This is a genomic window from Nocardioides sp. CCNWLW239 (genome assembly GCF_037137035.1).
Classification (GTDB): domain Bacteria; phylum Actinomycetota; class Actinomycetes; order Propionibacteriales; family Nocardioidaceae; genus Nocardioides.
Window position 1 is genome coordinate 1,007,970 of the sequence record NZ_JBBBNW010000003.1, and the last position, 26,146, is coordinate 1,034,115.

The following is a 26,146-nucleotide window of genomic DNA, read 5'->3' on the forward strand; positions in this document are numbered from 1 at the left end:
GCGCGGGCGTGTGGGGGGGGGTCGGGGGGCGGCCACCTGGCTTCCCCCCGCGTTAACACGCGATGTTGCCCCCCGGACTACCCCGACAGAGCACCAGAACCAACCCTCAGAGATCGCCCTCGACGTAGCTGATCGGGGTGCCGACCGCGACGGTGCGGCCGACGGTGCACAGCCGGGTCTCGGACTTCTTGATCGCGTCCGGGAGGACCGTGCGGGCTGCGTCGCCGGCCTCGCCCTCGGGGAAGGTGATGTCGAAGGTGACCGAGATGTCGACGAGGCGGTTGCCCTGCTCGTCGCGGATCTTCGTGGCCGCGGCGAGGGCCTCGAAGGTCTCCATCGGGGCGCGCTTGCCGGTGATGAAGTCGACGTCCAGGGCGCTGCAGCCGGCGAGCGCGGCGAGGAGCAGCTCGACCGGGGTGAAGTCGGGGTCGTCGCCGTGGCCGAGCACGACGGTGCCGCCGCGGGCGTTGGTGGCACGGAAGCGGTGCTCGCCGATCTTCTCCAGGGAAACGGCGCGCTGGGCTGCCTCAGAGGAACTCATGAGGGTAAGAGTGCCACCTGGCGTTAGCCTGTGCGACGTGACCACCCAGAGCATTCCCCTGCGCCGTGACGAGGCTGCCGCCCGTGCCGGTCTGCTGACGATCGAGGACTACGACGTACGCCTCGACCTGACCACCAGCGAGGACACCTTCGCCTCGACGACGACGATCCGGTTCACCTCCAACGGTGGCCCGACGTTCGTCGACCTGAAGCCGGTCTCGGTCGGGCGGATCACCCTCAACGGCAACCCGGTGGACCCGGCCACCCTCGCGAAGGGGCGCCTGCCGATCACCACGCAGGAGGGCACCAACGAGCTCGTGGTGGAGGCAACGATGCCGTTCCGCAACGACGGGGAGGGGCTGCACCGTAGCGTCGACCCGGCGGACGGGCGGGCCTACGTCTACGGGATGTGCTTCATGGACGCCGCCCCGACGATCTTCGCCTGCTTCGACCAGCCCGACCTGAAGGCGCCCTACACCTTCCACGTGACCGCTCCGCACGACTGGACGGTCATCGGCAACGCCCCCGGGACGCAGACCGAGCCGGGAACCTGGGAGTTCGAGCGGAGCCAGCCGCTGTCGACGTACTTCGTCACGCTCGTCGCCGGCCCGTGGCACATGATCTACGACGAGCACGACGGCATCCCGCTGTCGCTGAGCGCGCGGCAGAGCATCGCCGCCGACCTCGACAAGGACGCCGAGGAGCTCTTCACGATCACCAAGCAGTGCTTCGACGAGTTCCACCGGCTCTTCGGCATCCGCTACCCGTTCGGCAACTACCACCAGGCGTTCGTGCCGGAGTTCAACGCCGGCGCGATGGAGAACCCGGGCTGCGTGACCTTCCGCGACCCGCTCGTCTTCACCTCCCGCGTGACCCGTGGCATGCGGATCCAGCGGGCCACCACGGTCGCCCACGAGATGGCCCACCAGTGGTTCGGCGACCTGGTCACGCCGCAGTGGTGGGACGACCTGTGGCTCAACGAGTCGTTCGCCGAATACATGGGCAACCGGGTGACCGCCGAGGTCACCGAGTACGCCGACGCCTGGGCCGACATGTCCTACGCCCGCCGCCAGTGGGGCCTGACCGCCGACCAGCGCGGCTCCACGCACTCGGTCGCCGGCAACGGCGCCGAAGACGCCGTCTCCGCGCTGCAGAACTTCGACGGGATCTCCTACTCCAAGGGATCGGCGATCCTCCGTCAGCTCGCGGCGTCGCTGGGCGACGACGTCTTCTTCGCGGGCGCGATCGACCACTTCACCAAGCACCGGTTCGGCAACGCCACCATGCACGACCTGTTCGCGTCCTGGGCCTCCGCTGCCGCCGCGGCAGGCGTCGAGTTCGACCTCGACACCTTCACCTCCCAGTGGCTGCTCACCGCCGGACCGGACACGCTCTCCTGGGACCCGGCCAAGATGGTCGTCAACCGCACTGCCCCCTCGCTGCACCCTGCGGACCGTTCCCACACCTTCCGCGCGGCGATCCTCAACGGCACCCGGTGGACCACCGAGGAGATCACGGTGACCGGTGACCAGACGCCGTTGAAGGTCGCCGCCAACGCCGTCGTGCTCGACCCCTACGACGACACCTGGGCCGCCGCGATCCCCGACTGGGAGACCGTGCAAGCGCTCAAGGCAGCGCTCCCCGAGGTCACCGACGACGGCCTGCGTGCGGGCGTGTGGAACAACCTGCGCAGTGCCTGGTTCAACGCCGCCGTCGACCCCGCCGACGTCATCGACATCGCCGAGGCGTCCCTGCCGATCGAGGACGTCGAGGACACCCCGCGGCGCACCATGCCCTGGCTGTTCGGCGCGGTCGTGCCGCTGGCGCCCGCCGGGGCTCGTGAGCGGCTCCACGAGGCGGCGCTGCGCAAGCTCGACGAGGTCCCGCCCGGCTCCGAGCTGCAGCTGTCGGCCTATCGCGCCGCCATCCGGTCGGCGACCTCCGAGTCGCTGCTGCGGGAGTGGCTGGCTGCTCCCCCGGCCGGCATCGAGACCGACCTGGACCTGCGCTGGCGGATCCTCGCCAAGCTGGCTGAGAACGGCTTCGCTTCTCGTGAGGAGCTCCAGGCGGCGTACGACGCGGAGCCGGCCAACGACGCCCGCATCCACCTCAACGGCGCGCTGGTCAGCATCCCCGACGCCGAGGCGAAGACCTACGGTTGGTCGGTGTTCACCGGCGAGACCGATCTGCCCAACTACGACATCCTCGCCGCCGGTCGCGCGTTCTGGACCGGGCCGGCCGAGCTCACCGCGAGCTATGTGGAGCGCTACTTCGCCGAGCTTCCCGCCACCGCCGACAAACGGTCGGGCTGGAGCCTCGCCGAGGCGGCCGAGGCGTTCTTCCCGAGCGGGGCGGTGTCCGAGGAGACGCTCGCCGCCGCGCGGGCGGTTATCGAGCTGGATCTGGATCCGGGCGTACGTCGCCGGGTCTCGGACGCAGCTGACAACCTGCAGCGACAGCTGGCGATCAAGGTGACCTACCCCGCGTAGCAGGGCTCCGGCGGTGAGTCGGCGGCACGACTGTCCGTGCTCACCGATAGTTTTCGTTTCATGCGGATCCTGCACACCTCCGACTGGCACCTGGGCCGGTCCTTCCACCGGGAGGGCATGCTCGGGCACCAGGCGGCGTACGTCGACCATCTCCTCTCCGTGGTGGAGCAGGGATCGGTCGACGTGGTGTGCGTCTCCGGCGATGTTTACGACCGTGCACTTCCGCAGGTCGACGCGGTGCGGCTGGCCTCCGAGGCCCTTGCACGGCTGGCGGCGTCGCGGGCGAAGGTCGTCATCACCAGCGGCAACCACGACTCGGCCCAACGGCTGGGCTTCGGTTCCGAGCTGATCGATGCCGCAGGGATCTTCATCCGCACCGACCTGGCCGGAGTGGGACGCCCGGTGATGCTCCCCGACGAGCACGGCGCGGTCGCCTTCTACGGCCTCCCCTACCTCGACCCCGACGCCGCGCGGGCGTCCTGGGGGCTGGAGTCACGCTCCCACCAGGCTGCGCTCACTGAGGCGATGCGACGGGTCCGCGCGGACCTCGCCGACAGGGGTGGCCGCAGCGTGGTGATGGCCCACGCCTTCGTCACCGGCGCAGAGCCGTCCGACTCCGAGCGAGACATCTCCGTCGGTGGCGTCTCGATGGTGCCGGCAAGCATCTTCGACGACGTCTCCTATGCCGCCCTCGGCCACCTCCACGGCCGCCACACGATCACCGAGACGGTGCGCTACAGCGGCTCGCCGCTGGCCTACTCCTTCTCCGAGGCCAACCACATCAAGGGATCCTGGCTCATCGATCTCGACGAGTCGGGCTTCGTGGCCAGCGAGTTCGTGGAGGCACCGGTCCCGCGCAAGCTGGCCAGGCTGCGCGGCACGCTCGAGGAGCTGCTCAGCGACCCGCGCCACGAGGTCCACGAGCAGTCGTGGGTGCAGGTCACCCTGACCGACCGGATCCGCCCGGCACAGGCGATGGAGCGCCTGCGCCGACGTTTCCCGCACACCCTGGTGCTGGGATTCGAGTCCACCGCGCCGGTCCTGGGCGCGCTGTCACGGCCCGACCCGTCCCGGCCGCGACGCGACATCGACCTGGTCACCGAGTTCGTGGCCCAGCTGCGCGGCGAGCCCGCCGCCAAGGCGGAGCTGGCGCTGCTGCAGACGGCTGTGGACGCCTGCTGCGAGGATCCCGAGGTCGACACCCTCGACTCCGCCGCCGGCGGTGCCGAGGACGAGGAATGGCTCGAGGTGCTGTTCTGATGCGCCTTCACCATCTGGAGGTGACCGCTTTCGGGCCGTTCACGGGCACGGTCGACGTCGACTTCGACCAGCTCTCCGAGGCAGGGCTGTTCCTGCTCTCGGGCGCCACCGGCGCCGGCAAGACGAGCGTCCTGGACGCCGTCTGCTTCGCCCTCTACGGCGACGTACCCGGTGACCGTTCCGTCGCGAAGCGGCTGCGGAGCGACCGAGCGCCGGCCGAGGTCGCGACCCGTGTCGTCCTGGAGGCGACGCTCGCCCAACGCCGCTTCCGGATCACCCGCTCGCCGTCGTGGGAGCGGCCCAAGCGGCGCGGCGCCGGCACCACGACCCAGCAGGCCTCGGTCGTGCTCATGGAACAGGTCGGCGATGAGTGGCGCACCCTCACCACCCGCCTCGACGAGGCCGGCCACCTCGTCTCCGAGCTGCTCGGGATGACGCTCACCCAGTTCGTCCAGGTCGCGATGCTCCCCCAGGGCCGTTTCCAAGCCTTCCTCCGTTCCAGCGCCGAGGAGCGCAAACGCCTGCTCGAGCGGCTCTTCCGCACCGAGCGATTCGCGGACGTCGAGCGCTGGCTCCGGGAGCGCCGTGTCGAGCTCCGGCGCCGCTCCGAGGAGCTCAACGCGGGCGTCGCCGAGGTGGTCAGCAGGATCAGCGAGACCGCCGCTGTCACGCTTCCCGAGGACTGGGACGTCCACGACCTCGGGCTCCCGGCCGGCGACGGCGCGATCGCCACCTGGGCCCGTGCCCTGACCGAGGAGGCCACCGAGGCGCAGGCTGTCACCTCCGGCGCCGCGATGGAGGCTCTCGCCGCGGAGTCGGAGACCCTCAGCGCCCTCGACGCCGCTCGTGCGACGGCCGAGAAGCAGCGCGGTCTCCGCGCGGCCGCTGCGGCCGAGAGCCGCCTCCTCGCCGCAGCCGAGGAGCAGGAGGAGCGCGTACGCCGCGTCGAGGCCGCCCAGCGGGCCGAGGCCGTGGCCGGGGTCAGCGAGCTCGCCGACCAGGCGCGCCGCGAGCACGCTTCGGCAGCATCCCTGGCGCCGCGCAACCTGACCCTTGCCGAGGCCAAGGCTGCCGTCGACCGGATCTCTGCACGCGTGGCCCAGGCCCGCACCCTGGTGCCGGTCCAGCGCCGCCTCAGCGAGGTCACTCGTGCCATCGCCGCGACCGAGGCCGAGCGCGACCGCCTGCTCACCCGGATGCGCGAGCAGGAACAGCTCGCCGAGGACCTGCCAGAGAAGGCCGAGACGCTCACCGTCGAGCTGGCGACGGCCACCGAAGCGGCCGCGGCGATCCCGGTGCTGCGCGCCCAGGTCGCAGCGTTGGCCGAGGTCGGCCGGCTCACCGCGGACCTCGCCGACGCCCGGATCCGACACGAGTCGGCCCGGACGGCCGCCATGGAGGCGCGCACCCACTATCTCGACGTACGACAGGCCCGCTTGGACGGCATCGCCGCCGAGCTCGCCGGCGCGCTCGCGGTCGGCGCGGACTGCCCGGTGTGCGGTTCCCACGAGCATCCCCACAAGGCCTCTCCTGCCGACGGCGCACCCGACGCTGCCGCGGAGAGGTCCGCTCAGGCGGCCTACGACAACGCCAGCGCCGAGGAGCACGCGCGCGACCAGCACGTGCGCGACCTCACCGTCCGTCTCCAGCTCGCCCAGGCGGCTGCCGGGGAGACCGACGAGCCGGCAGGGTCGGCACAGCATGCCGATCATGCCGAAGCAGCCGAGCGGCTCGCCGGCCTGGAGCGCCGGGCCGCTCGCGAGCCCTCCCTCCGCGCCGACCTCGCCGCTCTCGAAGAGACCCGGGCCCGCTCGGCCAAGATCCGTGTCGAGCTCGAGACCCGCGCGGCCGAGCTCGAGACCACGCTGCGCCATCTCACCGAGGAGTGCGAGCGTCTCGAGGAGCAGCTCGCCGACGTACGCGGCACCCACGCCGATCTCGATGCCCTGCTGACCGGCCTCGAGCGCGACCAGCAGGACGCGACCACCGCCCTCGAGCGTCTCGAGGCCGCGACTCGCGCGGCCGAAGCACTCGCCGGGGCCGAACGCACCCTGAGCGCGACCGCGGCCCGCGCCGGTTTCGACTCACCCGAAGCCGCGCTCGCCGCCGCTCTCCCACCGGAGCAGCTCGCAGCGCTGAACGGCCAGATCAAGACGTACGCCGACAGTCTCGCGGCCGCCCGCGCGACCCTGGACTCCCCCGGAGCCGCCGAGATCCTGGCGACCGCCGAGCCCGATCTACCGGCGCTCGCCGACGCCCACCGTAAGGCCGCCGACGCCGCCGACGCCGCTCGCTCGGCGGCTGACACCGCCGCCACCCGGGCCGCCCGTCTCGACTCGCTGCAGCGCGATCTGGCTCAGGCGCTCTCCACCTGGGCCCCGGTCCGCGCCGATCTCGAGGTAGCGGCCCGGCTCGCTGCCTTCGCCGAGGGGAAGAGCAGCGACAACCAGCTCCAGATGAGCCTGTCGGCGTACGTCGTCGCCTACCGCCTCACCCAGGTCGTCGCGGCCGCCAACGAACGGCTGGCGAAGATGAGCGACCAGCGCTACGCCCTCGAGCACTCCGCCGCCAAGGGCGCCGGCGACCGCCGCGGCGGACTCGCGCTGATGGTGCGTGACGACTGGTCCGGCGAGTCGAGAGATCCCGCCACGCTCTCCGGAGGCGAGACCTTCGTGGTCTCCCTCGCCCTCGCGCTCGGCCTGGCCGACGTGATCATGAACGAGGCCGGCGGGCAGATGCTCGACACCCTCTTCGTCGACGAGGGCTTCGGCTCCCTCGACGCCGACACCCTCGACGACGTGCTCGACGTCCTCGACACTCTCCGTGAGGGCGGCCGCATCATCGGCGTGGTCAGCCATGTCACCGAGATGCGCGAGCGCATCCCCACCCAGCTCGCGGTCACCAAGGGCCGCGAGGGCTCGACCCTCCAGATCCACGGCGCCTGACCCAGCCAGCCGAGGCGTCGCTCCGGTCGGCCGAGAGGTCACTGTCGTGCCAGCTCGGCCGACCGTGGCGACCTCTCGGCCGGCAGAACTGACGTCTGGGCCGACGTACGTGACGCCTCGGCTGGGGTTTACTCGGCGAAGGACTCGACAGGCGGGCAGGAGCAGACCAGGTTGCGGTCGCCGTAGGTGTTGTCGATACGGGCCACGGGCGGCCAGTACTTGTCCGGGTCGATGCCGCGGGGGAAGACGGCCTCTTCGCGAGAGTAGGGGCGGTCCCACTCGCCGACGAGCGCGCGCGAGGTGTGCGGGGCGCCGCGCAGGACCGAGTTCTCGGCGGTCCACTCCCCCGAGGCGACCCGGTCGATCTCGCCCTTGATCGCGATCATCGCGTCGATGAACCGGTCGAGCTCGGCGAGGTCCTCGGACTCGGTCGGCTCTACCATGAGCGTGCCGGCGACCGGGAAGGACATCGTCGGGGCGTGGAAGCCGTAGTCGATGAGGCGCTTGGCGACGTCGTCGACGGTCACGCCCGTCTCCTTCGTCATCGGGCGCAGGTCGAGGATGCACTCGTGCGCGACCAGGCCGGTCTCGCCGCGGTAGAGCACCGGGAAGTGCTCGTCCAGGCGCGCGGCCACGTAGTTGGCCGACAGCACAGCGGCAGCGGTCGCCCGGGTCAGGCCTTCGGCACCCATGAGCCGGATGTAGGCCCACGAGATCGGCAGGATGCCGGCCGATCCGTACGGAGCAGCCGAGATGGCGCCGATGCCGGAGCGCTTCGAGGCGTCGGGGTGCAGCGAGTGCGAGGGCAGGTAGGGGGCCAGGTGGGAGCGGACCGCCACCGGACCGACGCCCGGACCGCCACCGCCGTGCGGGATGCAGAAGGTCTTGTGGAGGTTGAGGTGAGAGACGTCGCCGCCGAACTCGCCCGGCTTGGCGTAGCCCAGGAGAGCGTTGAAGTTGGCGCCGTCGATGTAGACCTGGCCACCCGCCTCGTGCACCAGCTCGCAGACCTCGGTGATGCCCTCCTCGTAGACCCCGTGGGTCGAGGGGTAGGTCACCATGATCGCGGCCACCTTCTCGCCGTGGTCGGCCAGCTTCGCCCGCAGGTCGTCCAGGTCGACGGTGCCGTCCTCGGCCGACTTCACGACCTGGACCTTCATCCCGGCCATCGCCGCGGAGGCAGCGTTGGTGCCGTGGGCCGAGGACGGCATCAGGCAGATGTCGCGGTGTCCCTCGCCCTGTGCGTCGAGATAGCCGCGGATCGCCATCAGCCCGGCGAACTCACCCTGCGAGCCGGCGTTCGGCTGGATGGAGACCTCGTCGTAGCCGGTGACCTCGGCCAGCCAGCCCTCGAGCTCGCCGACGAGCCGTGCGTAGCCGGCCGCGTCCTCGGCGGGCACGAACGGGTGCAGGTCAGCGAAGCCGGGCAGCGAGATCGGCTCCATCTCGGTGGTCGCGTTGAGCTTCATGGTGCACGAGCCGAGCGGGATCATGCCCTTGTCGAGGGCGTAGTCGCGCGCGGAGAGCTTGTGGAGGTAGCGCAGCATCTGGGTCTCGCTGTGGTGCGCGTTGAAGACCTCGTGGGTGAGGTAGTCGGTGGTGCGCAGCAGGCCGTCGGGCAGCGCGCTCGCCGTGGTGCGGTCGATCTCCTCCAGGTCGAAGCCCGAGACGCCGAAGGCGTTGAGCACGGCCGACAGGGTCGAGCGCGTCGTCGCCTCGGAGGTCGAGATGCCGACCGTGTCTGCGTCCACGAGACGCAGATGTACGCCGAAACGACGCGCCGCGGTGACCACATCGGCCGCCCGGCCGGGCACGGTGACACACAGCGTGTCGAAGAACGTCTCCGAGACCAGCGGAAGCCCGGCCGACCGGAGCGCGGCAGCCAGGACCGCGGCGTAGCGGTGGGTGCGGGTCGCGATCGTCTTCAGCCCGGCGGGACCGTGGTAGACGGCGTACATCGAGGCGCCGACGGCCAGCAGCACCTGCGCAGTGCAGATGTTGGAGGTCGCCTTCTCGCGACGGATGTGCTGCTCGCGGGTCTGCAGGGCGAGCCGGTAGGCAGGCCGCCCCTCGGCATCGACGGAGACGCCGACGAGGCGACCGGGAAGGTGCCGCTCGATCCCCTCGTGGACGGCCATGTAGCCGGCGTGCGGACCACCGTAGAAGAGCGGGATGCCGAAGCGCTGGGTCGAGCCGACCACGACGTCGGCGCCGAGCGTGCCGGGCGCCTCCAGGACGGTCAGCGCCAGGAGGTCGGCGGCGACGACCGCGAGGCCGCCCCGCTCGTGGGTGGCGTCGATGATCGGCTTCAGGTCGGGAACGCGGCCGGAGGCACCGGGGTACTGGATCAGCACGCCGACCACGTCGCCCTCGGGCAGACCCTCGGAGAGGTCGGCGACGACGACCTCGAGCCCCATCGCCTCGGCGCGTACCTTCACGACCTCGATCGACTGCGGCAGCGCGTCGGCATCGATGACGAACGGACCGGAGCCCTTCCGGTTGGCCCGGTGCACCAGCGCGAGCGCCTCGGCGGCCGCGGTGCCTTCGTCCAGGAGGGAGGAGTTGGCCACCGGCAGGCCGGTCAGGTCACCGACCATCGTCTGGAAGTTGATGAGCGCCTCGAGACGCCCCTGGGAGATCTCGGGCTGGTAGGGCGTGTAGGCGGTGTACCAGCTCGGGTCCTCGAGCACGTTGCGGCGGATCACCGGCGGCGTCACGGTGGCGTGGTAGCCCAGCCCGATCATCGCCTCGCCGGGCTTGTTGGAGGCGGCGATCTCGCGAGCCAGCGAGGCGACCTGCGCCTCGGTCAGGGCACCCGGCAGGTCCAGCGACTCCGCCGACCGGATCCCGGCCGGGACCGCAGCGTCCATCATCGCGGCTACCGAGTCGTATCCGAGCCGCGAGAGCATGGTCGCCTCGTCAGCGGCCGAGAGCCCGACGTGGCGCTCCACGAACGGGGAGGCGGCATCGAGCTCGGACAGGGTGGGCGTGTCGGACACAGTGGCTCCTGAGGGCATCTAAGACAACTCGTAAGCCCTCCCCCTCTGTCACCGCACCTGCGCCGCTTCAGAGTTGCCTGGTCCGCACGGTCGTGGGTGCCTGAGAGTTTCCGGGGAGGAATTGCCCCTTCGGCGCCCCTTCAAGAGGAGCTCTCCCGTGCGGGATGGTCAGCACCACCAGCATAAAGGAAAGACCCCGAGGTCCCGCCTCCGCGGTGCCTCGGGGTCTTGTCGATGCTGAGAGTTCAGCTCCGGGCTTCGCCCGGTCGTCTCATCCGGCGTTGCGGGCGGCGCGCCTGGCGGCCAGCTCGTCGGAGGCCGAGCCGGCCGGCTCGCCGTCCTCGGCCGTACGCTCGCTGGGGAGCTCGGAGAGCGTCCCCTCGATCTCGCGCCAGACACCACCGATGGCGATGCCGAAGACGCCCTGCCCGCCCTGGAGCAGGTCGATGACTTCGTCGTTGCTGGTGCACTCGTAGACCGAGGCGCCGTCGCTCATCAGGGTCACGCGGGTCAGGTCATCGGTGCCCCGCTCACGCAGGTGCTGCACGGCGGCGCGGATCTGCTGCAGCGAGATGCCGGCGTCGAGCAGCCGCTTGATGACCTTGAGGATCAGGATGTCTCGGAACGAGTAGAGGCGCTGGGTGCCGGAGCCGGTGGCACCACGCACACTCGGCTCGACGAGTCCGGTGCGGGCCCAGTAGTCGAGCTGCCGATAGCTGATCCCAGCCGCGTTGCAGGCCGTCGGCCCGCGGTAACCGGTGTCGCTCGGCAGTGGCGAGACATCGTCGGTGAAGAGAAGGCCCTGCTCGTCAGCCTGCTCCGCCGCGCGTTGCGCGTCGACGTCGCCCTGGCTGGGCTTCTGCTCGTGGTCGAACACGATGTCCTCCATCGTCTACTCCGTTGCGCGTAACTCCACTCGGGGAATGAACGGCTGCGGCGGGGGGACCACATCGTTGGAGTTACAACAGAGACAACTACAAGGTAAGCGCCGCAAGGGCCCCGGTCAAAGAACCTGTTCCGGCGTGTCGCCAACCCTAACCCTACGGTTGAACGTGAGGGTTGCGCTGACTCCAGCGCTGCGCGAACTGCGAAGCAATCGCCCACAACCCAGCGCTGGAGCGCTCCTCGTCTGGACTGACCAGAGCGAGGGAGCGAAGCGACTGAGCGGCCGGAAGGAAGACGAGGATCAAGCGCAAGCGCTGCGCGAATTGCGAAGCAATCGCAAATAACTCAGTGGGACTCGAAGTCCTCGGGCGTGATCTCGTCGAGGAACTCGCGGAACTTCTCGATCTCGTCCTCCTGCTCGGCCGGGACGGCGAGTCCGGCCTCATCGAGGACCTCGTCGGAGACCACGATCTTGGTCCCCGTACGCAGCGCCAGCGCGATCGAGTCCGAAGGCCGAGCGCTCACCTCGACACCCGAGGCGAAGACCAGGTTGGCGTAGAAGACACGGTCGGTCACCGACGTGATCTGGACCTCGGAGAGCTCGTTGCCGGTTGCCTCCACGACATCCTTGAGCAGGTCGTGGGTCAGCGGCCTCGGCGGCACCACGCCCTGCTGGGCGAAGGCGATCGCGGTCGCCTCCACCGCGCCGATCCAGATGGGCAGGTATCGCTCACCCGCCACCTCGCGCAGCAGCACGATCGGCTGGTTGGAGGGCATCTCGACTCGGACTCCGAGCACATCGACCTCGCGCATGGGACCAGCCTACCCGCCCGCGCACGCACTCAACGGTCGCGGAGCCCGGACTTCACCAAGGTGGCGTGCAGACGCACCGCGAGGGAGGCGATCTCGCTGCCGATCTGCTCGGCCCGGCCCTGCGCGCCGGTGTTTCCGGGCCGCCGCAGCGGCGCGACGATCTGCTCGATCAGGCCGACCTCACGATCGGCGGCGGCCTTCATCCCCCGCAGGTGACGGGGTTCGATGCCGAACTCGGCCAGCTCCTTGGCCGTGCGCGCGATCGCGAGAGCGTCGGTGTCGTAGTGACCGCTGCGCAGCGGAACCACCAGCGCCATCTTCTCCAGCTCGCTCAGCAGCTCGTCGTCGACCTCGGCCACCTTGAGGAGCTCGCGGCGCGAGATCCGCATGTTGTCGGTGCGACGGAACGCCTCGGGCCCCGGCGCCCCGTCGGGCGTCAGGGCTACCGTCGGGACGGTGGGCACGGTCGCCTCGATCTCGGGCGGCTCGAGACCGCGGTCGATCGCGTCGAGGTGCTCGCCGATGACCTTGAGCGGCAGGTAGTGGTCGCGCTGCATCCGGAGGACGTAGCGCAACCTCTCCACGTCCCGCCGGGAGAACTTGCGGTAGCCCGCGGGCGTGCGCTCCGGCTTGATCAGTCCCTTGTCCTCGAGGAACCGGATCTTCGGGATCGTGACCGTCGGGAAGTCGGGACGCAGCTGGTCCAGGACCTGCCCGATGTTGAGCCGCTCCCCCGAGTCGCTGGCCGGCCGTTGAGGGTCAGGCGTAGCGGCGGCGGCCATCGGCTAGGCGCCTTCGTGCCCGGCGTAGAAGACGAGCCGGAACTTGCCGACCTGGACCTCGTCGCCGTCCTTGAGGACAAACTTCTCGATCCGGTCGCGGTTGACATAGGTGCCGTTGAGGCTGCCGACATCGGAGACCTCGAAGGTGTCGCCGGTGCGCGCGAACTCTGCGTGACGACGCGAGACGGTGACATCGTCGAGGAAGATGTCGCTGTCCGGGTGACGACCCGCGACCACGGTGTCCTGGTCGAGCAGGAAGCGGCTTCCGGCACCGGGACCACGCTGCACGACGAGCATCCCGTTGCCCCGTGGCAGCGCCTCGACGGTGGCCGCCTCGATCGGGCTGAGCACCCGGTCGGAGGTGTCGGCGTCAGCCCCGAGCTGAATCGTCGAGGTCTGGTCGGTCCCGGTCAGGCTTACGCCACACTGCGAGCAGAACCGCGCTTCGTCGGGGTTCTGGCTGCCGCAAGCGGGGCACACGGACATTTTTGAGCTCCAGGTTCATCGAGGGCCGGGCACACACCCTCAAGTGAACGTTGAGGGATGGTAACCGCAACCTATCAGGTCGGCCCAGGTGTTCGGTTGAGTTACGCGTCGAGCGATGCCTCGTACGCCGCAGCGTCGAGGAGGCTCTCCAGCTCGGCAGGATCGGCCGGGGTGATCTCGAAGAGCCACCCACCGCCGTAGGGATCGTCGTTGACCAGCTCGGGCGTGGCGTCGAGCGAGTTGTTGACTGCGACGACCTCACCGGAGATGGGCGCGTAGATGTCGCTGACAGACTTGGTCGACTCCAGCTCACCGCAGCTCTCACCGACCTTGATGGTGTCGCCGATCGCAGGCATCGAGACGTAGACGATGTCGCCGAGGGCGTCCTGGGCGTAGTGGGTGATCCCGATCCGTACGGACCCCTCGGTCTCGCCGGGGTTGCGCAGCCACTCGTGCTCGCTGGTGTACTTCAGGTCCTCGGGGTACACGGGCATCTCCTCATCATGTGTACAGGTCTGGCTACGGAAGATCGTCCCGCGAGCCGGTTGACGAAACCCTACTGCGCCCTACCGGTGAAACCTTCAGCGGGACACGGTGTGGATCGACTCGATGTCGATCTTCTCCTCCGGCTCCACCGTGACCTCCGCGCCCTGCTCCTCGAGCTGGTCCTGCGGGCCCTGGTAGAAGTCGATCGCGCCGGCCAGCGTGTCGGGCGGCCCGATCACCTGGAGTCGGTAGGGCGGGGTGATCAGCTCGCCGCCGACGTTGAGGCCCGGAGCGGGCTGGCTGACCTCGATGGAGGACGACGCGACCAGGCGCACCGCCTCGCCGTCGGCACCCTCGATCTCCATCGCCTCGGCACCGCTGGTGCGCAGCTCCTCGATGAGGTCGAGCAGCGCCGTCAGGCGCAGCGGGTCGGCACCCGGGTCGATCTCGATGGTGATGCCCGGGCCGCTGACGGGCACCGTCCCGGCGATCACCCGGAGCGTGTCGACCTGCTCCTCGGCGCGCTGCAGCGCGGTCTGCTGCTGCAGGGTCTGGTCCTCGAGCTCGTCGCGGGTCGCCTCCAGCTCCTCGATCTGCTCCTGGGCCTTCTGGGTCGTGCCGGCCAGGCCGGAGAGGATGTCGATCAGCTCCTGCTCGCGCAGACCGGCGTACGTCGAGTCCTCGGTGTTCGTCTGGACCTGCACCACCGCCGCGTAGCCGAGTACGCAGAGCAGCACCGCGACGGCCACCTGCCCGCGCCGGAAGTGGGTGAGTGCGTCGAAGAGCCGTGCCCGGCCGACCAGCGGGGCCGGCTCCTCAGCCTCCTCAGGGTCCGTGGGCTCCTGAGGCTCATCAGCCTTCTTGGGCGGCTCAGGTGTCTCGGCGACCTGCTCGGACTGGTCGGATTCGTCGGACTGCTCGGGCGTGTCGTCCGCGGCAGGATCGGCGGGTTCATCGGGCTTGTCGCCCTCCTCCCCCACAGGCTCCTGCGGTTCGGCCGGGGCTTCGGCCTCGACGGTCCCCGGCTCCGCGTCATCGGTCGGCTCGTCCGTCGCTGCCTCGGCGTCGGCCACCTCCTCGGAGTCGACGACGGGCTCCTCCTCGGCAGCCTGCGGCTCCTCAGGCTCGCCGGCGATGACATCGTCCGCTGTCTCGTCAGCAGCGGACTCCTCCGCAGCGGACTCCTCGGTAGTGCCGGTCTCGGGCTCATCTGCGGACTCGTCGGCAGCCTCGTCTGCGGACCCGTCCGTGGCCTCGTCGGTCGTGTCGTCGGTCGTGTCGTCGGTCGTGTCGTCGGTCGTCTCGTCGGTCGTCTCGTCGACCGAGCCCGGCTCAGCAGCCGACTGCGTACCCTCGTCCGAGGCCTCGGCCGTGACCAGGTCCTCGACGACGGTCTCTTCCGCCGGCGCGGCGGGCTTCTTCGCCGCCGCCTTCTTCGCAGGGGTCCGCTTGGCCGCGGTCCGCTTCGCGGGCCGCCTCTTCCGCTCAGGCATGGAAGATGTGCCTCCGGATGGCGGCGACGTTGGTGAAGATGCGGATACCGAGGACGACGATCACGCCCGTGGAGAGCTGACCGCCGACGCCGAGACGGTCTCCGAGGTAGACGATGCCGGCGGCGATGACCACGTTGCTGATGAACGAGACGACGAAGACCTTGTCGTCGAAGATGCCGTCCATGAACGCGCGCAGCGCGCCGAAGACGGCGTCCAGTGCGGCGACGACGGCGATCGGCAGGTAGGGCGCCAGGCCGACAGGCACCTCGGGCTGGAAGAGCAGTCCGAGCACGATGCCGATCACTAGGCCGATGACGGCGATCATTCTTCGCGGTCCCCTTCGCTTTTCTCTTGCTTGTCTTCGTCGGTCTTGGCGGTGGGCTTCTCGGAGGCCTTCGAGCCCTTGTCCTCGCGGTCGATCCCGAGATGGGTCAGCTCCAGCAGATCCGGGGGTGCCGCGGGGAGGGTGAGCCGATCGATGTTCTCGACCTTGTAGGGCATCCCGTAGTCCTGCGTGGTGGTGTGGATCATCGCGCCGGAGACCGTCTCGGCGAAGCGTGCGGCCAGCGTACGCGTGTCGCCGATGGCCGACACCTCATAGGGCGGCGAGAGCGAGACGTCGTTCATCCGCAGCGCTGCACCGGAGGTGATCACCCCGCTGCGCGGGGTGACCCGCTGGCCGTCGACGGCCACGGCTGTCGCACCTGCCTGCCACAGCCCGTTGACGATCACAGCGAGATCGTAGTCGCGGACGGTGCCGCCCTCGCTGCCGTCGGCGGCGTTGTCGATCGTGATCCTGATCCCGGAGCCGGTCACCGGCGCGAACCCGGTCTCCTCGGCCGTCGCCGCGGCGGTCGAGGAGGCGGCCTCGGCTCGCTGTCCGAGGGCGTTGAGTGTGGTCTCCCGGCTCTGGTTGCCCTCACCGAGCTCGGAGATCTCCTGGTGCAGCTCGGCGATCCGGTCCTGGCGCTGCTCGATGCGGTCGACGAGGACCTGCCTGCTGGTCTGGCGGACGTCCTCGTTGCGGGACGTCTGGACCGCGGCGGTCGTGGCCAGCAGCGCGAAGAGTCCGACGACGACCATCGCCCAGAGGCCGGGGCGGCGACGCCGGGTGGACTCCTCCTCCGACGGCTCCCGCCGTTCGGCGGCGGCCTTGTAGTCGGAGTCGATCGCCTGGTCGGTGATGCGGTCCAGCAGCGGCTTGGTGACGTAGGCGCGCAGGTCCTCGGAACCGGGGATCTGTTCAGGCACGAGTCGCCCCGCCCTTCTCCAGCGGTGGCGTGGTGGCCATCAGGCGACGCACCTCCTGAGCGTAGAGGACCAGGCTCCACCACAGCAGCAGAACCCCCCACAACGCGAACGCCCAGCCGAACGCCTGCGCCACCTGGATCGGCAGGCTCGGCTCCAAGCCGAGGTCCAGCGTCTCGGGGATGTCATGGCTGAGATAGACCAGCGGGAAGGAGACCAGCAGGCAGAACGCCGCCACCTTGCCGAGAAGATGGACCGGAAGCGTACGCACCCCGCGGCTGCGCAGCGCCGGGATCATCGCCAGCAGTGCGAGGAACCGCAGCGGCACCAACAGCGCGATCGGCCATGGCATCACCTCGATCTTCCAGAGCGCGAACGTCGCGGCCAGGACGAAGACGGTGTTGGCCGCGACGTCGAGCAGCTCGCCCGTACGGCGGCGGCCCAGGTGCTTGCGGTTCAGCCAGCTGTCGAGAAGGTCGGTGACCACCGCGAGACCGAAGGCGGCGAGTGCGATCGTGTCGTCCTTCGCGACCACCACCGCCCAGAGCATGATCGGCGCGTAGACGAGCCGCAGGATGCTGAGCAGCTTGCCGAGCCGGTGGCCGGACGACCCACCCGAGCTCGTCGACGAGCTGGTCGGAAGGACGGGCTGGTTGCGGCCGACCGAGCCCCGCGGTCGCCGCCGGGCGTCACGGTCATGACGCAGGCGGGAATCACCGGATCGACGGTTGGGCACGGACAAACCCTAGTGGTTAGTCCGAAACAGTCGAGTCATCGGCGTGGGCGGCGTCGCGGATCTCACCGACCAGCTCCTCGATGACGTCCTCCAGCGTGGCCAACCCGATCGTGCTGCCGTCGTCGCGGACGACCCGGGCCAGGTGGGCACCGCGACGCTGCAGCGTCTCGAGGGTCTCGTGCAGGGCGTCGTCCGGAGTGACCGTTGCGAACGGCCGGATCCACTTGTTCTGGACCGGCTGCCGGCGGCGTACGTCATCTGGCTCCAGCACATCCTTGATGTGCAGGTAGCCGACCAGGTCGCCGCCGTCGTCGGCGACCGGGAAGCGGCTGTAGCCGGTGGAGGCGCACACCGTCTCGATGTCCGCACCCGAGGCGCCCCGCGGCACGATCGTCCAGTCGGCGATCGGGATGGTCACCTCGGCCACCGTCTTCTCCGTGAAGCCGAGCGCGCCGGCCAGGCGGCCGTACTCGTCCTCCTCCAGAAGCCCCTCACCGCGCGACTCCTCGACCATGGCGGCCACCTCGGCACGGGTGAACGCCGAGCTCACCTCGTCCTTGGGCTCGATCCCCAGCGCTCGGATGCATGCGTTGGCCACGAGGTTGAAGGCGGCGATGATCGGGCGGAGCACGTAGACGATCGCGTAGATGGCCGGTCCGAGCACCAGGGCGGCCTTGTCGGGACCGGCGAGCGCGATGTTCTTCGGCACCATCTCGCCGACCACCACGTGCAGGTAGGTGACCACGAGCATCGCGATCACGAACGCGACCGGGTGGTGGAGCGCATCGGGCAGGCCGATCAGGTCGAACCCGGGCTCGAGCAGGTGCGCGAGCGCCGGTTCGGTGATGGCCAGCAGCAGCACCGAGCAGACCGTGATGCCCAGCTGGGCGCCGGCCATCATCAGGCTGATGTTCTCCATCGCCCGCAGCGTGATCTTGGCCATCTGCGAGCCGGCTTGGGCGGCGGGCTCGATCTGGCTGCGCCGGGCGGCGACCAGAGCGAACTCCGAGCCGACGAAGAACCCGTTGGCAAGCAGCAGGACCAGGCCCAGCAAGAGCCCCATCGTCGTAGACATCAGCCGACCACCTTCATCGAGATCCGGTCGATCCGGCGTCCGTCCATGACATCCACGGTGAGCTTCACGTACCTCGCGTAGACATCCTCGTCGTCCGCCCCCGGCGGCGGCGTGCCGGGAACGGTCAGCTCCGCGCTCGCACCACGTTCGGGGATGCGGCCGAGCAGGCTGAGCATCAGACCGGCGACGGTGTCGTAGTCCTCCCCCTCGGGAAGGGCGACGCCGGTGATGTCCTCGACCTCGTCCGGGCGCAGCAGCCCCGACAGCGACCAGCCGCCGTCGCGGCGCAGCCGGGCCCTGGCGCTGAGCGGGTCGTGCTCGTCGGCGATGTCACCGACGATCTCCTCGATCACGTCCTCGAGCGTGACGATGCCTGCCTGGTCGCCGTACTCGTCGAGCACCACCGCCAGCTGGAAGCCCTCGGCCCGCAGCAGCGCCATCAGCGGGTCCAGGCGGAGGGAGTCGGGGACGACGACCGGCTGGACCATCAGATGCTTGACCTTGGCCGTGGGGCGCTCGTGCACCGGTAGCGCGACGGCGGCCTTCACGTGCACGGTGCCGACCACCGCCTCGTTGTCGTCCAGCACCGGGAACCGCGAGTTGCCGGTGCGCCGGGTCAGCTCGATCAGGTCCTCGGCGCGGTCGTTGTGGTCGAGGCTGTGGACGCGTACGCGTGGGGTCATGATCTCCCCCGCGGTGCGGGTGCCGAACTCGACCGAGCGCTCCATCAGCTCGGCGGTGTCGGCATCGAGCGTGCCCTCGTGGGCACTGCGCTGGATCAGCGAGGAGAGCTCGGCCGAGCTGCGCGCGGAGCGCAGCTCCTCCTGCGGCTCCATGCCCAGGCGTCGGACGATGGCGTTGGCGGTGCCGTTGAGCACCTTGATCGGCCCACGCATGATCCGGGTGAAGGCGCGCATCGGACCCTGGGTGAAGCGCGCGGTCTCCAGGGGCAGTGCGAGCGCGAGGTTCTTGGGGACGAGCTCGCCGAAGAGCATCGTCACGATCGTCGACAGGGTCAGCGCGACGGTCACCGCGATCGCCGAGACCGCGCCTTCGGGGAGTCCGGTGGCAAGCAGCGGCGCGTCGATCAGCTCGGCGATCGCCGGCTCCGACATCCACCCGATGCCGAGGTTGGTCACGGTGATGCCGACCTGCGCTCCGGAGAGGTTGCTCGAGAGCTCCTTCATCGCTCGGAGCACTCCCTGGGCGCCCTTGTCGCCCTGCTCGGCGGCCATCTCCACCTGGGAGTGGTCGACCGTGACCAGGGAGAACTCGGCTGCCACGAACACGCCACAGGCAGCGACCAGCAGCAGTGCCAGCAGAATGAACAGCACCTCGGTCATAGGGCCGACCTCGAATGGCGCAGCGAGCATGGATATTGGCCGGGTTGCGGTCCGTCCATCGGGGTTCAGATCATCCTTAGCTGTTGGAAGTGCCGACAGCCTACATCGCTGCGGTTGCAGTGCTTTCTTCGCTGGGCAGCGTCACCTGCCTATTAACGAGACGCACCGTCCACCATTTGGTTGCCTTCCTTGACGCTCCGGGACGATTCGCTCGACTCTTGCCGCCACATCATCGATATCTCGAGCCGAGGAGTCTCCTTGACCACGTCCGCGCCCGGCCCCAGTCCCACAGCCGCATCGCGGCGTACGTTCCTCGCCGGCGCGGCCGGTGCCGCCGGCGTCGCGGCCGCCGGCCTGATCCCAGGTCCGGCCACCGCCTTCTCACCCCGCAGGATCCGGCTGATCCGCGAGGAGCACCGAGCGGTCGTCATCGGGTCAGGGTTCGGTGGCGGCGTGGCCGCGCTGCGACTGGCTCAGGCCGGCGTCCCGGTCACGGTGCTCGAGCGCGGCCGCCGCTGGCCGACGGGCCCCGACGCGCAGACCTTCCCGACCGTGCGTGACCTCGACAAGCGGGTGCTGTTCCACACCACCGCTCCGGGTGCCCTCAAGCCCCTGCAGAAGCTGCTCGGCACTCCCCTGGACTTCGGCCCGTACGTCGGCCTGCTCGAGCCGGTTCTCGGCCAGAACATGCTCGCCATGTGCGCCGCCGGTGTCGGCGGCGGCTCGCTGGTCTATCAGGGCATGACGCTGCAGCCCTCTGCGGAGGTCTTCACCACCTGGTTCCCGAACGAGCTCGACTACGACCTGATGGACCGGGTCCACTACCCGCGTGTCGCCAGGATGCTCGGCGCCGCGACCGCACCCGACGAGCTGATCGCCTCGGACAGCTACCGGGTCTCGCGTACGTTCGGCGAGCGTGTCGAGGCCGCCGGCTATGACCTGCAGAAGATCCCGATGCCGATCGACTGGTCCTACGCGCTCGCGGAGCTGCGCGGCGAGATGGCGCCGTCCTACACCAACGGCGACTGCGCTCTCGGCGTCAACAACGGCGGCAAGCACTCCGTCGACGTCACCTACATCCAGCAGGCCGAGGCCACCGGACTGGTGCAGGTCGCGACGCGGCACAACGTGACGTCGGTCGCGCGCGCCGCGGACGGCCGGTGGGAGGTGCATGTCGATCGTACGAACGATGCCGGCGACGTGGTGGAACAGAAGATCCTGACCACGCGCGCGCTCGTGATGGCGGCCGGTTCGCTCAACACCAGCAAGCTCCTGGTCCGCGCCGCCGGCACCGGCACCATCCCGGATCTTCCCGAGCAGCTCGGTCAGGGTTGGGGAACCAACGGCGACCGGATCTACATGTGGCGCCCCTTCGACGAGAACCTCACCGGTACGCAGGGAGGGCCCGTCGTCTATCAGAGCCAGGACTGGACCGACCCCGCGACGGCCAACACGGTGATCCAGGCGTCGTTGCCGCCACTCCCTCTCGGCCTCGACCTGGGCGCCACGATGCTGGTCGGTTTCGGCGTCAGTGCCGACCGTGGCAGCTTCCGCTACAGCTCGCTGACCGACTCGGTCGCGCTGCGATTCCCCTTCGGTGGCGACTCGAGAAGCTATCGCGCCATCCACGAGCGGGTCTCTCGGATCAGCGGTGGGCTCGGGGCCCTGATCGACACCAACGCCATCGTCAACAGCACCTGGCACCCCCTCGGCGGAGCCAACATGGGCACCGTGTGCGACCTCGACGGTCGCGTCCAGGGACAAGAGGGCCTCTACGTGCTCGACGGCGCTCTCATCCCCGGAACCACCGGGGCCTGCAACCCGTCGATGACCATCGCCGCCGTGGCCGAGCGCGCGATGGACAACGTCGTCGCGAGCGACGTCGGGACCGTCATCTGAGGTCGTTCATCGAGCCGTTCTCGGCCCCGGTAGAACCTTGCAATGCAAAATTCTGCAGATTTTGCTCGAAAGGGGTGACAACCCCTTGGGTGATGCGGCAACATTGTTCTTGCCCCGCTGGTGACCCGAGACGCCAGCGGGGTTCTCACGTTTTGCCGAGAAGTCAGAAATCGACGCCGAGGCGTCAGAGATCGGCATCCAGACGTCAGTCTCTGGCACTCGATTTTTCGACCGCTCGCTGTCGAGAACTGACCTGTCGGCGCCAGATTTCGACGTCTCGGCGCGCTTGGGGCTACCGACCGACCGCGTAGCCCTGCGCTCCGCGGGGGTTGGCGGCGGCCGAGAGGGTTCCGGTCGCTGGATCCCGGGTGACCGCCGAGAGCCGCCCGAGCGACCAGTCACCACTCAGTTCGACGACATGCCCGACCCGACGCAGATGATCGACGACGTCAGCCCCCAGCCGGTCCTCGAGCACCGCCCCGGCAGGGACCCACGTACGCGGCCAGAACGACCCTGGGAACGAGGTCGAGTGAAGCGCCGGAGCATCGATGGCCTCCTGCGGCGAGTAGCCGCCGACGATCGTCCGCAGCAGATAGAGCAGCTGCCACTGGTCCTGCTGGTCGCCACCGGGCGAACCGACAGCGGTGACGGCCCGCCCCTCGCGCAGGACGAGGGTCGGGGTGAGCGTCGTGCGCGGTCGGCGCCCGGGCAGGAGGGTCGAGGGCAGACCGGGCTCCAGCCAGGTCATCTGCAGCCGGGTGCCGAGGCAGAAGCCGAGCTCGGGGATGGTCGGCGACGACTGGAGCCAGCCGCCCGAGGGCGTCACCGCGATCATGTTGCCCCAACGGTCGGCGACGTCGATGTGGCAGGTGTCGCCGCGGGTCTCGCCCTCACGGGAGACGGTCGGCTCCCCCACCCCGGACGCCGCCGCGGCCGGGTCGTAGGACTCCCGCAGCGGCGGAAAGGTCTTCGCGCCCAGTCCGGGCCGCACCTCGGCCGAGGCGACATCGGCGATGAGGGGGCGGCGAGTGGCTGCGTACTCCTTGGACAGCAGAGTCGCGATCACCTCCGGATCGGCACTGTCTCCGTAGTGGGCGTCACGGTCGGCGAAGGCGAGCTTGGTCGCCTCCAGGATGGTGTGCGCCCCCTCCGGCCGGCTCGGGTCGAGCAGCACGTCGTCCAGCGGCTCGAGCAGGTTGAGCGTCTGCAGCAGCACGGGACCCTGGGTCCACGGCCCCGCCTTGGCGATCGTGTGGCCGCGGAACTCGGTCGTCACCGGCCTCTCGTACGCAGCGGAGAACCCAGCCATGTCGGCCGCCGTGATCACCCCGGAATGATCGGTTCCGGAGGAGTGCCGGTGGGGGTCGCGTACGAACCGTTCGATCGCCTCCGCGACGAACCCGCTCCCCCAGGCGGCACGAGCCGCGTCGATGCGCTCCTCACGGGTCGCGGCGCCGCCGCCGGCGGCCACGAGGCGGTCGAGCACGGCCGCGTAGGCCTCGTTGCGAACCATCGTGTCGGGCTCCGGCAGCTCGCCGTCGACGAGCCAGTGCGCCGCCGAGGTCGGCCAGTGGTCACGGAACAGGTCGGCCACGGCGGCGATCGTGGAGACGGCCCGGCCCAGGATCGGGTGGCCGTTGCGGGCGTAGTCGATCGCGTACGCGAGCACGTCCCCCAGCTCCCAGGTGCCGTGGTCGCGCAGCAGCATCAGCCAGGCGTCGACAGCGCCCGGGACGGCGGCCGCCAGCGCGCCGGAACCGGGGACGAGCTCGAGCCCCTCCGCCCGCATGTGCTCGACGGACGCTCCTGCAGGAGCCGGCCCCTGACCCATCAGCACCGTCGCCCCACCGTCGGCGGACGCGAAGATGCCGACCAGGTCACCACCGGGGCCGTTGAGATGAGGCTCGACGACGTGCAGTACGAACCCACCGGCAACCACGGCGTCGAAAGCGTTGCCGCCACGCTCGAGCACGGCCTGCGCGGTGCCACTGGCCAGCCAGTGCGTCGAGCCGACCATGCCGAACCGCCCCAGCAGATCGGGACGGGTCTTGAACGCGGCTGGCGGGGTGTAGGTCACGGGTTTCCTCTCGTCGGAACGGTCAGGGCAGGAGTTCGGCGATCAGCCCGGCGATGGTGTTCGGGTCCTGGTCGAGCGCACCGTCGCCGACGGTCAGCTCGGTCACCACCCGCCCCGGCTCCTCGGCCGCCGACCACGGCCGGCTGAAGGCGAGCGAGCGCTCCTCCGTCGCTGCGAGCAGACGCGTGTTGACGTCGTCGGGTTCGCCCGCGGCGTAGAGGAGGAACGTGTTGGTGTGCGGCACCTGCGGCTGAACGGTGATGCTGTCCGGCAGGGCTGCGGCGAGGGCGCGGGCCCACTCGACGTGGTCGGGGATGCGCGGAAGCCGATCGCGTAGCCCGACGAGCGCGGCGACCGCCTCGGGGGTGGTGTGGAACAGCGTGCCGCCCATGCGGTGGCGCCACAGCCGTGCCTGTGCGAGGAAGTCCTCGTCCCCCACGAGGGCCGCGCCGGCAAGACCGCCGAGGCCCTTGTAGAAGCTGACGTAGAGGCTGTCCGCGACCGCAGCGATCTCGGGCAGCTCCTTGCCGAGGAAAGGCTGCGACTCCCAGATCCGGGCACCGTCGACATGGAAGGCGATGCCACGCTCGCGACACGCCTGCGAGAGGTCGGTCAGCTCCTCGAAGGTCGGCAGCAGACAGCCGGCGTCGCGTAGCGGCAGCTCCACCAGGACCGCCGCCAGCGGCCCCGGGATCACGTCCAGGTGGGCTCGGGTCGGCGTCGTGCGTCCGGTGGTGAGGTGCTCGATGAGCAGGTCCTGGAGGATCCGGGCGCCGTCGTCCTCGTGCACGAGCAGGTGGGAGAGATCGGGCATGGCAACGCGACGGTGGCCGGCAGTGTCGGCGTGGATCCGCAGCGCGACCTGCTGGGCCATCGTGCCGGAGGGAAAGTACGTCACCGGCCTGCCGAACAGCTCGCTCACGGTGGCCTCCAGCAGCGCCACCGGACCCCGCTCGCCGTAGAAGTCCCACTCCTCGATCCCGAGCTCACGGCAGGCCTCGGCAAGCCCGTCGAAGACCTCTGCCGGCGTCCGGTACGCCGGGAAGATGCTGTGCCGGGAGGCGAACATCGCCGCCCGTAGCCGCTCGTTCAGAGAAGCCTTCTGGTCGCCGTCCACGCGGTCACCCTAGCGGCCCGGCACGCGCCGCTTCCGGGCGGTTTCCCGGCCTTCTCGCCGGCTTTCGTGCGATAACGCGGAGAACGACCCCGGTGTGCGATAGTGCGCAGTTCTGCCAGGTGATGTGCCCGGCGGCAGGCCCGTCGGCCACTCACGCGGCATCAGCGCCGAGCATCCTCGTCGCGGTCCGACGGCGGGATAGGGTCACCCCATGAGTGCGCCAGCGGTCCGGGGCCGCCTGCAATGGTCCGTCGTCGTGCCGATCCTTGCCCTGGTCGTGCTGGTGTTCGCGTGGGCGCGCCACGATCACTGGACGATCCTGGCCGTGGTGGCGGCGGTGCTCATCGGCGCGGTGCTCAGCGCGGTCCACCACGCCGAGGTCGTCGCGCACAAGGTCGGCGAGCCGTTCGGGTCGCTGATCCTCGCGGTCGCGGTGACGGTGATCGAGGTCGGCCTGATCGTGATGCTGATGACCAGCGGCGGTGACAACACCAGCACCTACGCCCGGGACACCGTCTTCGCGGCCGTCATGATCACCCTCAACGGCATCGTCGGGCTCTCGCTCATGGTCGGTGCCATCAAGCACGGCCTGGTCAGCTTCAACGCCGCCGGCACCGGCTCGGCGGTCGCCACCGTGATCGCGCTGGCCGGCCTCACCCTGGTGCTGCCGACGTTCACGACCACCGCGCAGGGCGCGCAGTACTCGCCCTCTCAGCTGGCCTTCGCCGCGATCGCCTCGCTGGCGCTCTACGTCGCCTTCCTCTTCACCCAGACCGTCCGCCACCGCGACTTCTTCCTCCCCGTCACCAGCGACGAGCACGGCCGGATGACCGGGCTGGTCGACCTCGACAAGGACGGCCACGCCGACCCGCCGACGGCCGGCGAGGCCGCACTCAGCCTCGGCCTGCTCCTGGTCTCGCTGGTCTCTGTCGTCGGCCTGGCCAAGGTGCTCTCCCCCACGATCGAGAGCACCGTCAAGAGCCTCGGCTTTCCGTACGCGGTCGTGGGTGTCGTGATCGCCCTCCTCGTCCTCGCCCCCGAGTCCATCGCTGCGGTGCGAAACGCCTCCCGCGACCGGGTCCAGACCAGCCTCAACCTCGCCTACGGCTCCGCGATGGCCTCCATCGGACTCACCATCCCCGCCATCGCGGTGGCGATGATCTGGCTCGAGGGCCCGCTCGTGCTCGGCCTCGAGGCGACCCAGATCGTGCTGCTGGTCATCACCTTCTTCGTCACCGGGCTCACCGTCGTCCAGGGCCGCGTCTACGCCCTGCAGGGCTTCGTCCACCTGGTGCTGCTGGCGTCGTTCCTGTTCCTGTCGATCCAGCCTTAGGCATCTCCCCTTCCCGGAATGCTCGTTTATGATTGATTAGGGCATCTTTCGATCACTCTTGACAAGAGGGTCTCCCTCTCGGGACATTGGTCGGCAACCCCGCGGGCCCCCATCCTCCCGTGGGTCGATCTGAGGGAGTG

Annotated in this window: 20 protein-coding genes and 1 riboswitch; of the genes, 5 read left to right on the top strand and 15 right to left on the bottom strand. The window is 69.8% G+C overall.

The genetic code is table 11. The annotated features are described in order from the left end of the window. Positions 1 to 106: 106 nt before the first annotated feature. The gene (locus WBG06_RS16715) at positions 107 to 541 is read right to left on the bottom strand and encodes an OsmC family protein (RefSeq protein WP_336738004.1); all 435 of its coding nucleotides are present in this window, start codon (positions 539 to 541) and stop codon (positions 107 to 109) included. Positions 542 to 578: 37 nt separating this feature from the next. Between WBG06_RS16715 and pepN the strand changes: the two genes are divergently transcribed. Genes pepN through WBG06_RS16730 form a run of 3 tightly spaced genes read left to right on the top strand, consistent with a single transcriptional unit; the run spans position 579 to position 7,234 of the window. Continuing rightward, complete coding sequence (gene pepN / locus WBG06_RS16720) at positions 579 to 3,029, top strand: aminopeptidase N (protein ID WP_336738005.1); 2,451 nt, start codon at positions 579 to 581, stop codon at positions 3,027 to 3,029. A gap of 60 nt (positions 3,030 to 3,089) precedes the next feature. Next, on the top strand, positions 3,090 to 4,289 hold the full coding sequence (locus tag WBG06_RS16725; RefSeq protein ID WP_336738007.1) for an exonuclease SbcCD subunit D: 1,200 nt from the start codon (positions 3,090 to 3,092) through the stop codon (positions 4,287 to 4,289). Then, on the top strand, positions 4,289 to 7,234 hold the full coding sequence (locus WBG06_RS16730; RefSeq protein WP_336738008.1) for an SMC family ATPase: 2,946 nt from the start codon (positions 4,289 to 4,291) through the stop codon (positions 7,232 to 7,234). The genes WBG06_RS16725 and WBG06_RS16730 overlap by 1 nt, the downstream gene beginning before the upstream one ends. Before the next feature lie 128 nt (positions 7,235 to 7,362). Here WBG06_RS16730 and gcvP read toward each other — a convergent pair whose 3' ends face one another. The 12 genes from gcvP to WBG06_RS16790 form a co-directional block, all read right to left on the bottom strand. Further along, on the bottom strand, positions 7,363 to 10,251 hold the full coding sequence (gene gcvP / locus WBG06_RS16735; RefSeq protein ID WP_442945469.1) for an aminomethyl-transferring glycine dehydrogenase: 2,889 nt from the start codon (positions 10,249 to 10,251) through the stop codon (positions 7,363 to 7,365). A gap of 59 nt (positions 10,252 to 10,310) precedes the next feature. Next, positions 10,311 to 10,401: riboswitch (glycine riboswitch) on the bottom strand. A 103-nt stretch (positions 10,402 to 10,504) separates the two neighbouring features. Next, positions 10,505 to 11,122 (bottom strand): MerR family transcriptional regulator, encoded by a 618-nt coding sequence (locus WBG06_RS16740; RefSeq protein WP_336738010.1) that lies wholly within the window; start codon positions 11,120 to 11,122, stop codon positions 10,505 to 10,507. 341 nt (positions 11,123 to 11,463) lie between these two features. Next, positions 11,464 to 11,931 (bottom strand): bifunctional nuclease family protein, encoded by a 468-nt coding sequence (locus tag WBG06_RS16745; RefSeq protein ID WP_336738011.1) that lies wholly within the window; start codon positions 11,929 to 11,931, stop codon positions 11,464 to 11,466. A gap of 29 nt (positions 11,932 to 11,960) precedes the next feature. Continuing rightward, positions 11,961 to 12,713 (bottom strand): transcriptional regulator FtsR, encoded by a 753-nt coding sequence (ftsR, locus tag WBG06_RS16750; protein ID WP_336738012.1) that lies wholly within the window; start codon positions 12,711 to 12,713, stop codon positions 11,961 to 11,963. Positions 12,714 to 12,716: 3 nt separating this feature from the next. Further along, entirely contained in the window at positions 12,717 to 13,199 is a 483-nt protein-coding gene (locus WBG06_RS16755; protein ID WP_336738013.1) for an FHA domain-containing protein, read from the bottom strand. Positions 13,200 to 13,300: 101 nt separating this feature from the next. Next, the gene (gcvH, locus tag WBG06_RS16760; RefSeq protein WP_336738077.1) at positions 13,301 to 13,687 is read right to left on the bottom strand and encodes a glycine cleavage system protein GcvH; all 387 of its coding nucleotides are present in this window, start codon (positions 13,685 to 13,687) and stop codon (positions 13,301 to 13,303) included. Positions 13,688 to 13,780: 93 nt separating this feature from the next. Further along, on the bottom strand, positions 13,781 to 15,178 hold the full coding sequence (locus WBG06_RS16765) for a DUF881 domain-containing protein (RefSeq protein ID WP_336738014.1): 1,398 nt from the start codon (positions 15,176 to 15,178) through the stop codon (positions 13,781 to 13,783). Beyond that, a complete protein-coding gene (locus tag WBG06_RS16770) occupies positions 15,171 to 15,503 on the bottom strand; it encodes a small basic family protein (RefSeq protein ID WP_179657782.1) in 333 nt (110 codons plus the stop codon). Before WBG06_RS16770 ends, WBG06_RS16765 begins: the two co-directional genes overlap by 8 nt. After that, entirely contained in the window at positions 15,500 to 16,429 is a 930-nt protein-coding gene (locus WBG06_RS16775) for a DUF881 domain-containing protein (RefSeq protein WP_336738016.1), read from the bottom strand. The genes WBG06_RS16770 and WBG06_RS16775 overlap by 4 nt, the downstream gene beginning before the upstream one ends. After that, the gene (locus tag WBG06_RS16780) at positions 16,422 to 17,162 is read right to left on the bottom strand and encodes a CDP-alcohol phosphatidyltransferase family protein (protein WP_336738017.1); all 741 of its coding nucleotides are present in this window, start codon (positions 17,160 to 17,162) and stop codon (positions 16,422 to 16,424) included. Before WBG06_RS16780 ends, WBG06_RS16775 begins: the two co-directional genes overlap by 8 nt. A 16-nt stretch (positions 17,163 to 17,178) precedes the next feature. Continuing rightward, entirely contained in the window at positions 17,179 to 18,237 is a 1,059-nt protein-coding gene (locus tag WBG06_RS16785) for a hemolysin family protein (protein ID WP_336738018.1), read from the bottom strand. Continuing rightward, positions 18,237 to 19,580, bottom strand: coding sequence for a hemolysin family protein (locus WBG06_RS16790; RefSeq protein WP_336738019.1), 1,344 nt, complete (start codon positions 19,578 to 19,580; stop codon positions 18,237 to 18,239). Before WBG06_RS16790 ends, WBG06_RS16785 begins: the two co-directional genes overlap by 1 nt. Positions 19,581 to 19,838: 258 nt before the next feature. Between WBG06_RS16790 and WBG06_RS16795 the strand changes: the two genes are divergently transcribed. Continuing rightward, on the top strand, positions 19,839 to 21,479 hold the full coding sequence (locus WBG06_RS16795; RefSeq protein WP_336738020.1) for a GMC oxidoreductase: 1,641 nt from the start codon (positions 19,839 to 19,841) through the stop codon (positions 21,477 to 21,479). A gap of 292 nt (positions 21,480 to 21,771) precedes the next feature. Here WBG06_RS16795 and WBG06_RS16800 read toward each other — a convergent pair whose 3' ends face one another. Both WBG06_RS16800 and WBG06_RS16805 read right to left on the bottom strand, forming a co-directional pair. Beyond that, the gene (locus tag WBG06_RS16800; protein ID WP_442945470.1) at positions 21,772 to 23,556 is read right to left on the bottom strand and encodes a gamma-glutamyltransferase family protein; all 1,785 of its coding nucleotides are present in this window, start codon (positions 23,554 to 23,556) and stop codon (positions 21,772 to 21,774) included. 22 nt (positions 23,557 to 23,578) lie between these two features. Continuing rightward, complete coding sequence (locus WBG06_RS16805) at positions 23,579 to 24,673, bottom strand: threonine aldolase family protein (protein ID WP_336738022.1); 1,095 nt, start codon at positions 24,671 to 24,673, stop codon at positions 23,579 to 23,581. Positions 24,674 to 24,884: 211 nt separating this feature from the next. Here WBG06_RS16805 and WBG06_RS16810 point away from each other — a divergent pair, with 211 nt between their 5' ends. Continuing rightward, complete coding sequence (locus tag WBG06_RS16810; RefSeq protein ID WP_336738023.1) at positions 24,885 to 26,006, top strand: calcium:proton antiporter; 1,122 nt, start codon at positions 24,885 to 24,887, stop codon at positions 26,004 to 26,006. The last annotated feature ends 140 nt before the right edge of the window (positions 26,007 to 26,146 follow it).

What these genes read in the sequence shown, in the direction of transcription:
- WBG06_RS16715 (WP_336738004.1), bottom strand. Translation starts at nt 541, where the DNA reads ATGAGTTCCTCTGAGGCAGCCCAGCGCGCCGTTTCCCTGGAGAAGATC.
- WBG06_RS16725 (WP_336738007.1), top strand. Translation starts at nt 3,090, where the DNA reads ATGCGGATCCTGCACACCTCCGACTGGCACCTGGGCCGGTCCTTCCAC.
- WBG06_RS16730 (WP_336738008.1), top strand. Translation starts at nt 4,289, where the DNA reads ATGCGCCTTCACCATCTGGAGGTGACCGCTTTCGGGCCGTTCACGGGC.
- gcvP (WP_442945469.1), bottom strand. Translation starts at nt 10,251, where the DNA reads ATGCCCTCAGGAGCCACTGTGTCCGACACGCCCACCCTGTCCGAGCTC.
- WBG06_RS16740 (WP_336738010.1), bottom strand. Translation starts at nt 11,122, where the DNA reads ATGGAGGACATCGTGTTCGACCACGAGCAGAAGCCCAGCCAGGGCGAC.
- WBG06_RS16745 (WP_336738011.1), bottom strand. Translation starts at nt 11,931, where the DNA reads ATGCGCGAGGTCGATGTGCTCGGAGTCCGAGTCGAGATGCCCTCCAAC.
- ftsR (WP_336738012.1), bottom strand. Translation starts at nt 12,713, where the DNA reads ATGGCCGCCGCCGCTACGCCTGACCCTCAACGGCCGGCCAGCGACTCG.
- WBG06_RS16755 (WP_336738013.1), bottom strand. Translation starts at nt 13,199, where the DNA reads ATGTCCGTGTGCCCCGCTTGCGGCAGCCAGAACCCCGACGAAGCGCGG.
- WBG06_RS16765 (WP_336738014.1), bottom strand. Translation starts at nt 15,178, where the DNA reads ATGCCTGAGCGGAAGAGGCGGCCCGCGAAGCGGACCGCGGCCAAGCGG.
- WBG06_RS16770 (WP_179657782.1), bottom strand. Translation starts at nt 15,503, where the DNA reads ATGATCGCCGTCATCGGCCTAGTGATCGGCATCGTGCTCGGACTGCTC.
- WBG06_RS16785 (WP_336738018.1), bottom strand. Translation starts at nt 18,237, where the DNA reads ATGTCTACGACGATGGGGCTCTTGCTGGGCCTGGTCCTGCTGCTTGCC.
- WBG06_RS16790 (WP_336738019.1), bottom strand. Translation starts at nt 19,580, where the DNA reads ATGACCGAGGTGCTGTTCATTCTGCTGGCACTGCTGCTGGTCGCTGCC.
- WBG06_RS16810 (WP_336738023.1), top strand. Translation starts at nt 24,885, where the DNA reads ATGAGTGCGCCAGCGGTCCGGGGCCGCCTGCAATGGTCCGTCGTCGTG.